The sequence below is a fragment of the Marinomonas gallaica genome (assembly GCF_001639745.1).
GTDB classification, from domain to species: domain Bacteria; phylum Pseudomonadota; class Gammaproteobacteria; order Pseudomonadales; family Marinomonadaceae; genus Marinomonas; species Marinomonas gallaica.
In genome coordinates this window covers 68,101-80,674 of the sequence record NZ_LTAX01000001.1, presented here as the reverse complement: position 1 = coordinate 80,674, position 12,574 = coordinate 68,101, and the positions used below count along the sequence as shown (strand labels likewise).

Here is a 12,574-nt window from a genome sequence, read left to right as displayed (position 1 = left end):
TCAGGAATCCGCACATGAAGACTCATGGAAAAATATGGGACCCTGTTATCCGTTTGTTTCACTGGTCAGTGGCGCTTGCGTTTTTGCTTAACTATTTCTTTTTTGAAGAAGGCGGTGATTCGCATGAGTTGGCAGGCTACTACATTCTCTGCGCTCTGGTTGTTCGTTTGGTTTGGGGAATGGTAGGCAGTCCCAATGCTCGTTTTAAAAACTTTTTCCCATCCGTGGCGGGTATTAAGGCGCATATACATATCATGCGTTCTGGTAAAATCCCCGAAGATAACGGCCACAACCCGATAGGAGCGTTGATGATCTTCGCCTTATTGTTTGGTCTTTGTATGACAGGATTAAGTGGCTGGAGTTTAGAAGGGATCTTTTGGGGAGAAGACTGGGCTGAAGAGCTGCATGAAGTGGCTGCAAACCTAACTTTCTTGCTAGTGCTCGTTCATACCTTGGCGGTCGTTACCTTTAGTTTAATAGGACCTAGAAATCTGATTATGCAAATGATTACCGGAATGACTTCAAAGTAGTATAAGCTGCTTTTATAGACTGGAATTATAAAAAGGACGGGTATCCCGTCCTTTTTTGTATTTGGAGGAGTTCTGTAACGTTGTGTAAATCTTAAGGTGATTGCACTATTCTTGTGCACTTTTATTGCTTAATATGCATATTTATAAATAAAATAACATGATAAATATCAATGGTTTGGCTTTTATGAAAATAAGAGTGTAAAAAAAAGTAGGCCAACTGTTTCGCTTTTGGATGTATGTTGGCATTATCCGCCGATAAATCACCTTACCAATTAGACTTTGTAATGGAATGTAAATGAGGAAGAATCACCCTATCACTTTGAAAGAGCGTCGCTTTCCAAGTGACGAACTGCTTATTTCAACGACTGATCTCAAGGGTTACGTCGTTAGCTGTAATCAAGAGTTTGTTAAAATTAGTGGTTTTGAACGCTCGGAGTTAATTGGCCAACCACATAATTTAGTGCGTCATCCTGATATGCCTGAAGCGGCATTTGAGAATATGTGGCAGACACTAAAATCGGGTAGAGCGTGGATGGGGTTGGTTAAGAATCGCTGTAAAAATGGTGATTTTTACTGGGTCGATGCTTACGTTATGCCGATTTATGAAAGTGGCAAAGTAATTGGATATGAATCGGTCCGCTCTTGCCCGAAACGAGAGGACGTAGCTCGCGCTGAAAAAGTGTATCAACAATTAAAAAGTCCAAGCGCTTTCGCAACGCTCATAGATTGGTTTGTAAATCCAATGGTACTGGCTGTATTACTAGTCGTGATGCTAGGAAGTATATTTGCGTTGTTTTCTATGCAAGTGGCTTTAATGGTAGCGTTGTTTATGAGTATCTCAATCAGTCTGTATTTGTATTCCAAGCAGCGCCTAATGATTTCATCAATCCAAAAGCAATTGGGTGGTAACGCATTTCAGCATCCGTTGATTGCGAAAACCTATTCGAGTCATTCCGCACCAATCGCGCTTTTGTCGATGGGAGTGAAGTCGTTGCACAGTCGTATGACCACCGTACTGACGCGTATCGAGGAATCTAGTTCAGCGGTAGAGCAGCAAATGGAAACCTGCTACGGCTCATTAAAATCGAGTCATGACAAAATGGTGGATCAAAATAATCAAACCGATCTAATGGCCACAGCGATGACAGAAATGTCCTCAACAACCGATGAGGTGTCGCGCCATGTGACGGAGACCGCTGACTTTACCCAGACCGGAGCGGTGTTGATGCAAGAGGCGGCCGTATTGGGTGGGAGCGTAAAACAGTCCATCGCGGAGCTCACCAGTAAAGTTAAGTCTGTAGAGCAAGCGATTCATGATGTTCGTTCATTAACAGATCATATTTCCACTGCCACTCAGTCGATCGATCAAATAGCCGAGCAAACCAATTTGTTGGCGCTTAACGCTGCCATCGAAGCAGCTCGAGCTGGGGAGCATGGTCGTGGTTTTGCCGTGGTAGCCGACGAAGTGCGAAACCTTGCGTCTAAAACTCAAGCGCTGACACATGATATCGATGAACAAGTGAAATCTTTATCACAGAGCGTTATTAGTACCGCTAACCTAGCCAAGGTGGGCGCAGAAGCCTCTATGCACAGTATGCAGTTGGTTGAGGAAGAAGAGGCTCTAATGGAGCAAGTTAGCCAACGAATGAACGACATAGCGGATCGAACCATGCAAATGTCGGCGGCCTCGGTACAGCAAGCCAGCGTAATAGATGAAACCAGTACCCAAGTTGTGCGCATTGCTGAACTGGCTCACGAAAACACAGAACTTATGGATGTATTTGGCTCGGCTGTTGAGCAGTCCATGCGCTCGTCGGTTGATTTGCATGAATTGGTACAAAGGTTTAGGAAATAACAATGAACCAAGATGGAACTGTTAACCAAGATGGAGTTTTGTATCAAGCGCTGATTAACGCGGCGGCGGATGGCGTTATTATTATTAATTATTGTGGGCTAATTATAGCGTTTTCTCCTGCTGCGGAAGACTTGTTTGGTTATTGTGCCGATGAGGTAATTGGTCAGAATGTATCAGTATTGATGCCAGAAAGTGTTGCCATTAAACATGATAAGTATATTCACGATCATTTGACTACAGGCCATACTCAAATCATTGGTCGCGGTCGAGAGGTTATTGCACGTCGCAAAAATGGTGATCTCTTTGATATGCATTTATCGGTCGGGAAAACCTCTGATAGTGATGAAAAACCATCATTTGTGGGGATTTGTCATGATCTAACTGAATACAAAAATACTTTGCGGCAGTTGGAGCGGGTCGATACACGTTATCGCAGTGTGTTCAACAGCCAGGGCTTGTATATTGTACGGATGAGCTTGGAAGGTGAGATTATGCTCGCTAACGCTACCTTTGAGGGTCTATTTTCCGTTGCGGGTATAAAGCGCAGTGATAACTTCATCGAGTGTCTTTTTGATGCTAGTCGAGAGGAATTCATTGGGCGTATGGAACTTTTACGCCACGGTGGTGATAACGAGTTTAAGCTGCCTTTAACGCTACAGATTGGTGCCAGTCGTAATGAGGTGGAGTGGTGGTTGCGTCGAGTGATGGATCACGAAGGGCTGCATATACAAGCGGTAGGTATTGATATATCAGAAAAGGTCATTGCCGCGAATGAGGCCTACTTTTTAAAGCATTTTGATGCTGTCACTAAACTGTCTAACTTAGAATATCTGCGTAAAAAGTTCGATCAATTGGAACCGACTACTGATAAACAGCCCTATGCTTTTGTGCAGTTTGAATTGTCTAATTTCAAGCGCATGCTTAAGTTAGATGGTGACTTAGAAGTTGATGAAAAGCTGCGCCGTATTAGCAGTGTGTTCGAACAAGATCCCACTATAATGATGGCAAGCCGTTTATCTGAAGGTTGCTTTTTAGTGGTGTATCGTGTAAAGGAATACAGTGACGTTGAGGATTATGTCACAGCCTGTTTATCGAACCTACAAGCGTTACTGAATCTTCGTGCAGTGGTTAATTCCGAGATGAGAGCAGGATGTGCTTTGTATGAATCTTGTGCCAGTTTTGATCTCTCAGTCAGTCGTTCTGATGTTGCGTTAGGCTTTGCTAAGCAAGAAGAGCTTCCTTTTGTGTTGTACAACGACTCGATTCAGAGAGATTACGAGCGTGCAAAGCAAATCGAAAGTGGGTTAGTTGGTGCATTAGGGCAGGGCAAAATAAAAGTGTTTATGCAGCCTAAAATCGATCTAAATACTGGCGCGGTGTGTGGCTATGAAGCTCTGATGCGCTGGTTTGACGATCAGCTGGGGTTTGTGTCGCCTTTGGAGATCATCAAGGTGGTACATGAGCTGGATTTGGTCATAGAATTAGATAAGTACATTATTAGCAAAACGTTAAATGAGATATACGATCACCAGTCTCTTTTTTGTGAAGACACACCTGTTTCGATAAACGTCTCGGCAAAAAGTTTTGTCCGGCGTGATGTGATTGAGCATTTAGTGTTGGGACTACAAGAGCGTAACTTGCGCTCTGAAGTCGTTGAAGTTGAAGTAACAGAAGATGCTGTCCTATCCATCGGCGAAGCCGTTAAAGCCAATGCTGATTTGTTGCGCTTACATCGTATTAATATTTGTCTAGATGATTTTGGAACGGGGTATTCTGCGCTGAGTTATCTCGGAAAATTGCCATTGGATAATCTTAAAATTGATCGTGTTTTTGTAAATGATGTTAAAACACATCGTGGTAGGGTGATGCTGGAAGCAATTATCTCTATTGCTAAGTCCTTGGATTTGACGGTGACGGCGGAAGGCGTGGAAGACGAGGAGCAAAGTCAGATATTAGCGCAAATGGGATGTGATTTTGCCCAAGGCTTTTTATTTTCAAAGGCATTACCTACGGATCAGCTAGAGCAGTTTCTGCAAAATCATACTGTGATAGCCTCAAATACTGCGACAATAAGTTTGAATTAATAGCTTCTCTAGCCCTGATTTTCTGGCTTTTTTACCCTCTTATAATATAGATGACAGTGTTGAAATATTTCTGTTATCAAACAGTCATGTTAATAACACCAAACTGACATGCTTGGCAGGCTTAATAGACGTCGATTTTAATTAAGGATGTGGCACTGAGTGGAAACGTGTTCACAGCCTCATAACTAGAAACGATAATTTGAGGGAATACCGATGTCTGTTAAGCAAGATCAAATGTTAGGCTTTGATGAGCATGATGAGCTAGTTCGTCCTGCACCAGAAATGGTTGAGTTTGAAGAAACGGCTAAGAGCATGGTTTCTCGTCGCGGCTTCTTGTCTGGTGGTGCAGCTGTAGGCGCGACAGCGTTTGTGATGGGTTCTACCACATTTGCTGCGGGCAAGGCATTGGCAGGTGAAGAGTCTAATAAAATGTCTCGTCTGGCTTTCGATATGGTCAAAGCAAACACAATGGATACTGTCACGGTGCCGCAAGGTTATAAGTGGGAAGTTCTTGCGTCTTGGGGCGAGCCTTTATTTTCAAATGCGCCAGCGTTTAACCCAGCAACAGGTGGTACGGGTGAATCTCAAGAGCTAGCCTTTGGTGATCACAATGACGGCATGGCGCTTTTTTCGCACAACGGTCGTCAAATTCTTTGTGTGAACAACGAATACACAAATGCTTCAACGCTGCATGCTAATCGTACAGACGGTGTGCCAACGACTGCTGATGATGTGCGTAAAAACAAAGCAGCACATGGTGTTACTGTTGTTGAAGTCGCACGTCGCGATGGCAAATGGGGTATTGTAAAAGACTCTGAATACAACCGTCGTATTACCGCTGATACAGAAATGGATATCACGGGTCCGGCTCGTGGTCATGACCTTATGAAAACCAAAGCCGATTCAAAAGGTGTGGTTGCAAAAGGTACTTGGAATAACTGTGGTAACGGTCAAACACCTTGGGGTACCTACCTTACGTGTGAAGAAAACTTCAATGGCTACTTCTCCTCAAGTGATAAAAACTATGAATTGACGCCGCAGATGAAACGCTACGGTATTAGTCATGAAGATCGTGGCTACAAATGGGCAATGGCAGACTCTCGCTTTGACCTGTCAAAAGATCCACAAGAACCAAACCGTTTTGGTTACATCGTAGAGATTGATCCACTTAATCCTACTGCACGTCCTAAGAAGCGCACTGCACTGGGTCGTTTCAAGCATGAAAACGCAGAAGTAGAAGTGGCAGCTAATGGCCATGTTGTGGTTTACCTAGGTGATGATGAGCGAGGTGAATTTCTTTACCGTTTCGTCTCAAAGAATAAATTCGTTGTAGGCGGCGATAATAATGACCTTCTAGAAGAAGGGACTCTGTACGTTGCTAAATTTAACGATAACAACACAGGTATGTGGTTAGCGTTAACGCCGAAGTCAACAGGCATGAGCGAGGCGGAAATCGCTATTTACACTCGTGAGGCTGCATCAAAAGTGGGTGCAACGACAATGGACCGTCCTGAGTGGGTCGCGTCTAATCCAAACAAAGCAGAGGTATACTGCTGTCTAACCAACAACAAAAACCGTGGCGTTAAACCGAATGCGGGTGGTGACGAAACGCCAGCTGGTGGACCAAACCCACGTGTTAAAAATAACTACGGTCAAATTGTTCGCTGGCGTCCAGAGGGCCAAGATCATACAGCGCCTAAATTTAATTGGGATCTGTTCGTAATGGCAGGTAACCCAGCGGTGTACGATGATGCCTATGCAGGCTCTAAGAACGTTAATAAAGACAATATGTTTAACTCGCCAGATGGTCTAAAGTTTGACTCAAAAGGTCTGCTTTGGATTCAAACGGATGGTAACTACTCGAACGAGAAAGGCTTTGCAGGTCAAGGTAACAACCAAATGTTGGTGGCTGATCCAGAGACAGGTGAGATCAAGCGTTTCCTAGTAGGACCTAAAGAGTGTGAAATTACGGGTTCTGCATGGAGTGCTGACCGTACAACCATGTTTGTCAGTGTTCAGCATCCAGGCGAGAAAGGTGATTCAAGCTGGCCTAACGGCGCGGGCTCTGTGCCTCGTTCAAGTGTGATCGCGATTTCCCGTGAAGACGGCGAAATGATCGGCTAGTTCGATATAAGAGTATTAAATAAAAAACGGCGCATGAGGTGCCGTTTTTTTATATTAAGGCAGTCGATATTCAGTGCCTTAGAAACGAAAAAAGCCCCGAACTCTCGTTCGGGGCTTTTCGCATCATAAAGATGGTACCAGTGGCCGGACTCGAACCGGCACGCTTTATAGGCAATGGATTTTGAATCCATCGTGTCTACCAATTCCACCACACTGGCTTTGAAAAAGGTGAGGCGTATTATGGTGATTTATTTTTAGCTGTCAACGGTTTTTCGATAAAAAGGTTAAAAAATGCAGCGATTGAATTGGGTTGGTTGAAAAGTGCTCAGCATGAAGTCGTTCAACAAGTATTGAAATGGGAAATTGTCTTATATCGTACCCAAGTGATTAGAAATTCGCTAAAATGCCGCATCATTTTTCTAGGTATACATATTAGCTATTATGCGCGTGTCTGATTATCGCTTTGAGCTACCTGAAGAGCTCATTGCTCGTTACCCAATGCCTGAACGTACTGCTAGTCGTCTACTAAAGCTAGACGGTCCTAGCGGCGAGTTGGCTCATAAACACTTTACTGATGTCCTTGAGTGTGTGGAGCCCGGTGATTTAATGGTGTTTAACAATACTCGAGTTATCCCGGCGCGCTTGTTTGGGCAAAAAGCGTCTGGCGGTAAGTTAGAGTTATTGGTTGAACGTTTATTGTCTGAACATGAAATCTTAGCGCATGTTCGTTGCAGTAAATCACCGAAAGTAGGCAACCGCCTTGAATTAGGTATCGACCGTGGTGCGTCTCATGGCGCGGAAATGGTAGGGCGTGATGATACGTTGTTCCATTTACGTTTTGATGAGCCGGTACTTGAGGTATTGGAAAAAGTAGGGCATATGCCGCTTCCGCCCTACATTGAGCGTCCGGATGATGAGAGTGATCAAGAGCGCTATCAAACGGTATACAATAAAACGCCTGGTGCCGTGGCTGCGCCAACGGCAGGGTTACATTTTGATGATGCGCTGCTTGAGAAGCTAAAAGCAAAAGGGGTTGATACGGCCTTTGTTACCCTGCATGTCGGCGCGGGAACTTTTCAGCCTGTTCGTGTTGATGACATTAAAGACCATGTCATGCACTCAGAGTATGCCGAAGTCTCTCAAGATGTCGTAGACAAAGTGCGCGCAACCAAAGCCAATGGTAAGCGTGTCATCGCGGTAGGGACCACCAGCGTACGCTCACTGGAATCGGCGAGTCAGTTAGGACAAATTGAACCTTTTGCTGCTGATACCAGTATATTTATTTATCCAGGTTATGAATTTAAAACCGTGGATGTGCTAGTGACGAATTTTCATTTACCAGAGTCTACGCTCATTATGTTGATCAGTGCGTTTGCAGGCTATGACAATGTGATGAATGCATACCGTGTTGCGGTGGCTGAGAAGTACCGCTTTTTCAGTTACGGCGATGCCATGTTTATTACTCGAAACCCAAAGGCCGAAGGGCCAACTGCTGAGGAATAAGACGAATGTCAGATAAACGTCCAGAGTGTTTTATGGACTTTGAAGTGCTTGCTACATCAGGTAAGGCTCGCCGTGCGCGCTTGAGCTTCCCGCGTGGCGATGTTGAAACGCCGGCTTTTATGCCAGTGGGTACCTACGGCACTGTAAAAAGTATGCTGACCAAAGACATTGAAGAAATCGGTGCGGATATTATTTTAGGTAATACCTTTCATTTATGGTTACGCCCAGGTACCGAAGTCATCAAAGCACACGGTGATTTACATGATTTCACACAATGGAAAAAACCCATTCTTACCGATTCTGGTGGTTTCCAAGTGTTCTCTCTTGGCGATATGCGTAAAATCACGGAAGAAGGTGTCAGTTTCCGGTCTCCTGTCAATGGCGATAAAGTGTTCCTAAGTCCAGAAATCTCGATGCAAGTACAGCGTGATTTGGGGTCTGACATTGTTATGATCTTTGACGAGTGTACGCCTTACCCTGCGTCCGACGATGAAGCCGCTAAATCCATGCGCATGAGTTTGCGTTGGGCACAGCGTTCAAAAGATGCGCATGGTGACAGTCCATCCGCTTTGTTTGGTATCATTCAAGGCAGTATGTACGAAACATTACGTGACGAGTCTTTAGAGGGTTTGGTCGGTATTGGCTTTGATGGCTATGCAATTGGTGGTTTATCGGTCGGTGAGCCGAAAGAGGATATGATTCGAATCTTGGATCATCTAGCCCACAAAATGCCAGCAGATAAACCGCGCTATTTAATGGGGGTTGGTAAGCCTGAAGATTTAGTTGAGGGTGTGCGTCGCGGTGTCGACATGTTTGACTGCGTTATGCCGACGCGTAATGCCCGTAATGGTCACTTGTTTACATCCGAAGGAATTGTGCGTATTCGTAATGCGTTTCATCGTCATGATACCAATCCATTAGATAAAGAATGTGACTGTTACACTTGTAAAAACTTTTCTCGGTCATATTTACACCATTTAGACAAATGCCAAGAGATGGTTGGTGCGCAATTAAACACGATCCATAACTTACGTTATTACCAGACCTTAATGGCGGGATTGCGTCAAGCGCTTGATGAAGGTAGATTTGATGCCTTCGTTGATGAGTTTTACGCAAAACGTGGCTTGGAAACCCCACCACTGAGCCAATAATTGTCGAAATTATAAACAAAAAATGCGCAACGATTTCTATGAGGGAAGTGCGCAAACGATTTTTTTAACCATTGGAGAGTAAACACCATGATCGCTTTGATCTCACCAGCTTACGCTGAAGGTGCTGCGCCAGCTGATGCAGGGATTTTTAACCTTGTATTATTAGTTGGTTTTGTCGTTATCTTTTATTTCTTAATGTGGCGTCCACAAGCTAAACGCACTAAAGAGCATAAAAACTTGTTAGCTTCTTTAGCGAAGGGTACGGAAGTGGTAACAAATGGTGGTGTTCTAGGTAAAGTAACGAAAGTTGATGACAACTACGTTGTGCTAGAAGTTGCCGACAACATTGAGATGAAATTCCAGAAGTCTTCTATTGGTGCTGTGCTACCAAAAGGCACTCTGAAATCCATCTAATGTCATGATGAAAAGCGCCTAAAGGCGCTTTTCTACTTTCTTGCTTGGTCATTTATCTCTTAGTTCCAAGGACCCTACATGCTTAACAAGTACCCCTTGTGGAAGTATTTGCTTATTTTGCTCGTGATCGCGCTTGGCGTTATCTACGCTCTGCCAAACCTGTATCCAGACGATCCAGCACTTCAACTGTCCACTCAAAAATCCACCACTGTGGTCGATCAGCGCACCCTTGCAACGGCGGAAAAAGCGTTACAAGACGCGGGAATCGAATTAAAAGAAGCCGAAGTTACCAGTGCTGGTGGCACACTGCGATTCAATAGCGGTGAAGATCAATTAGCAGCAAAGCCGGTTATTTCTGCCGCATTAGGCGAGAGCTATGTCGTTGCCCTTAATCTGGTGCCAACAACGCCTGATTGGTTGTCCTCTATTGGTGCGGGTCCGGCTAAATTAGGCTTAGACTTGCGTGGTGGTGTGCATTTCTTGCTTGAAGTGGACACGCCTGCAGCGTTGAAGCAGCGTTTAGATGTTGCGGCAAGTGAAATGAAAAATGCGATGCGCACCGAGCGCATTCGTTACCGCAGTGTTGAAGTGAGCAATAATGCTGTGATGTCGATCCGTTTTTTACGTGAAGCGGATCAGCAAGCGGCTCTGGATGTACTAGAAGATCAATTTCCAGAGTACGTTTACAACACCACCGACAGTGGTAATGAGTTCTTTGTTGACGTGAGCTTTACAGAAGCGGCCAGCGCCGAAGTTGAAGCCTATGCGTTGCAGCAAAACTTAACGACGTTGCGCAACCGTGTGAACGAGTTGGGCGTTGCAGAGCCATTGGTTCAACGTCAAGGCAGTAACCGTATCGTCGTTGAGCTGCCTGGTGTTCAAGATACAGCGGCAGCGAAACGTATCATTGGCGCGACGGCAAACCTTGAGTTTCGTCTTGAAGCCGGTTTAGACGCCAATGCAGGTGATGTTGATACGTTAACGTTCCGTGATGGTAGTGGTCGTACAGCTCGTCTTGAGCGAGATATTATCATTACCGGTGACAGTGTGTCGGATGCGAGCTCTTCGTTTGATGAGAACGGTCGGCCACAGGTTAACATTAGCCTTGATGGTAAAGGCGGCTCACAAATGGCGCGTGTAACGCGTACTGCAGTAGGTCGAAATATGGCGGTTGTGTTTATTGAACATAAAAGCCGTAGCCGCTTTGTCGAAGGTGAAGATGGTAAAGTGACCGAAGTGCGTCGCAGTTACAGTGAGCGTGGCATTATTTCGCTTGCAACCATTCAAACGACATTAGGTAATTCGTTCCGTATTACTGGTTTGGACAGTCCTCGGGAGTCATCTGAGCTTGCGTTGTTGCTGCGTGCGGGGGCATTGGCCGCACCAATCTACTTTGTGGAAGAGCGTACGATTGGTCCAAGCCTGGGTGCTGAAAACATTCGATTAGGTGTGTTGTCTGCACAGATTGGTTTGTTGGTCGTGATGGCGTTTATGCTTGTTTACTACAAAGTGTTTGGTTTGTTTGCCAATATTTCTTTGGGGTTGAACATCGTACTGCTGATGGCATGTATGTCACTAATGTCGGCGACGTTAACGTTACCGGGCATTGCCGGCATTGTTTTGACGATGGGTATGGCGGTGGATGCCAACGTGCTTATTTTCTCCCGGATTAGGGAGGAGCTTAAGGCTGGGCTGCCGAGTCAGCAAGCGATTCATTCAGGCTTTAATCGAGCATTCACAACAATCCTGGATGCAAACATCACGACTTTATTGGTGGCGGTGATCTTGTTTGCTGTAGGTACAGGGCCAGTTAAAGGCTTCGCGGTGACACTTTCTCTTGGTATTTTGACGTCGATGTTTACAGCGATTGTTGTAACACGTGCCCAAATTAATTTGGTGTACGGTGGACGCAAAAACAAGCGCTTATTTATCTAGGAGACGGTGAAACGATGAATATTAAATTTATGGCGATGCGTAAAATTGTCGCGATGTTCTCCATGGCATTGGTGCTGATTTCGCTAGGTTCTTTGGCTGTTAAAGGTCTTAAGTTTGGTTTGGACTTCACAGGCGGTAGTTTGATTGAGGTGCAATACAGTGTGGCACCTCAGCTTGATGATGTTCGAACCTTATTGGCGGATGGCGACTACAGCGATGTTACGGTGCAAAACTTTGGCTCTTCAACCGATGTTGTTGTTCGTATGGGCAATGCTTATACGCCAACATTGGGTGATGAGGTGCTGAGTACGCTGCGTAATAATGGCGATGTAGACGTTGAGCTGATGCGTTCAGAATACGTTGGTGGGCAAGTGGGTGAAGAACTGCGAGAGCAGGGCGGCCTAGGTATGTTACTGGCACTGGTTATTGTCATGGTGTATGTGGCCGTACGTTTCCAGTTCAAGTTCTCAGTGGCCTCTGTTGTAGCCTTAGCGCATGACGTGATTATTACCTTGGGTATTTTCTCATTGTTCGACTTTGAGTTTGACCTGACGGTGCTGGCAGCTATTCTGGCGGTGATTGGTTACTCGCTCAACGATACTATCGTTGTCTGTGACCGTATTCGTGAGAATTTCCGAATTATGCGAGATACCCCACCGACAGAGCTTATCAATGACTCTATCAATCAAACATTGGATCGAACCATCATTACCTCGATGACTACTTTGTTTGTACTGTTGGTATTGTTCTTTTATGGCGGTGAAAGTATCCATAATTTTTCACTCGCCTTGCTAATAGGTGTTTTGATTGGTACGTATTCTTCGATCTTTGTGGCGGCGAATTTATTGCTGGCGCAAAATATCACGCGCGAAGACTTGGTGCCTGCTCCAAAAGAAGAGCTAGAAGACGACATGCCTTAATAGGTTATGTTGAGACATAAAAAAACCCGCGATTAAGCGGGTTTTTTTATAGGTCGGG

Annotated in this window: 9 protein-coding genes and 1 tRNA gene; 9 read left to right on the top strand and 1 reads right to left on the bottom strand. The window is 45.0% G+C overall.

Going from position 1 to position 12,574, the window contains the following annotated elements; all coding sequences use genetic code 11:
- Window positions 1–14 precede the first annotated feature (14 nt).
- The 4 genes from AYW76_RS00390 (at window position 15) to AYW76_RS00375 (ending at window position 6,593) form a co-directional block, all read left to right on the top strand.
- Window positions 15–530 carry a cytochrome b/b6 domain-containing protein gene (locus AYW76_RS00390; RefSeq protein WP_067214487.1) on the top strand — a complete coding sequence of 172 codons (516 nt, stop codon included), beginning with the start codon at window positions 15–17 and terminating at the stop codon, window positions 528–530.
- A 295-nt stretch (window positions 531–825) separates the two neighbouring features.
- Entirely contained in the window at window positions 826–2,385 is a 1,560-nt protein-coding gene (locus AYW76_RS00385; protein WP_067214485.1) for a methyl-accepting chemotaxis protein, read from the top strand.
- A gap of 2 nt (window positions 2,386–2,387) precedes the next feature.
- Entirely contained in the window at window positions 2,388–4,469 is a 2,082-nt protein-coding gene (locus tag AYW76_RS00380) for an EAL domain-containing protein (RefSeq protein WP_067214483.1), read from the top strand.
- A gap of 213 nt (window positions 4,470–4,682) precedes the next feature.
- A complete protein-coding gene (locus AYW76_RS00375) occupies window positions 4,683–6,593 on the top strand; it encodes a PhoX family protein (RefSeq protein ID WP_067214481.1) in 1,911 nt (636 codons plus the stop codon).
- Between the two features lie 132 nt (window positions 6,594–6,725).
- Here AYW76_RS00375 and AYW76_RS00370 read toward each other — a convergent pair.
- Window positions 6,726–6,811: transfer RNA gene (locus tag AYW76_RS00370), tRNA-Leu, on the bottom strand.
- Window positions 6,812–7,034: 223 nt separating this feature from the next.
- Between AYW76_RS00370 and queA the strand changes: the two genes are divergently transcribed.
- The 5 genes from queA to secF all read left to right on the top strand — a co-directional run bounded on the left by queA (window position 7,035) and on the right by secF (window position 12,516).
- On the top strand, window positions 7,035–8,096 hold the full coding sequence (gene queA, locus AYW76_RS00365) for a tRNA preQ1(34) S-adenosylmethionine ribosyltransferase-isomerase QueA (RefSeq protein WP_067214479.1): 1,062 nt from the start codon (window positions 7,035–7,037) through the stop codon (window positions 8,094–8,096).
- Window positions 8,097–8,128: 32 nt separating this feature from the next.
- Window positions 8,129–9,247 carry a tRNA guanosine(34) transglycosylase Tgt gene (gene tgt, locus AYW76_RS00360; RefSeq protein WP_197467747.1) on the top strand — a complete coding sequence of 373 codons (1,119 nt, stop codon included), beginning with the start codon at window positions 8,129–8,131 and terminating at the stop codon, window positions 9,245–9,247.
- A gap of 87 nt (window positions 9,248–9,334) precedes the next feature.
- Entirely contained in the window at window positions 9,335–9,661 is a 327-nt protein-coding gene (gene yajC, locus AYW76_RS00355) for a preprotein translocase subunit YajC (protein WP_067036882.1), read from the top strand.
- A gap of 78 nt (window positions 9,662–9,739) precedes the next feature.
- The gene (gene secD, locus AYW76_RS00350) at window positions 9,740–11,596 is read left to right on the top strand and encodes a protein translocase subunit SecD (protein WP_067036884.1); all 1,857 of its coding nucleotides are present in this window, start codon (window positions 9,740–9,742) and stop codon (window positions 11,594–11,596) included.
- A 14-nt stretch (window positions 11,597–11,610) separates the two neighbouring features.
- Window positions 11,611–12,516: a protein translocase subunit SecF gene (gene secF, locus AYW76_RS00345; RefSeq protein WP_067214475.1), complete on the top strand. Its 906-nt coding sequence runs from the start codon at window positions 11,611–11,613 to the stop codon at window positions 12,514–12,516.
- The last annotated feature ends 58 nt before the right edge of the window (window positions 12,517–12,574 follow it).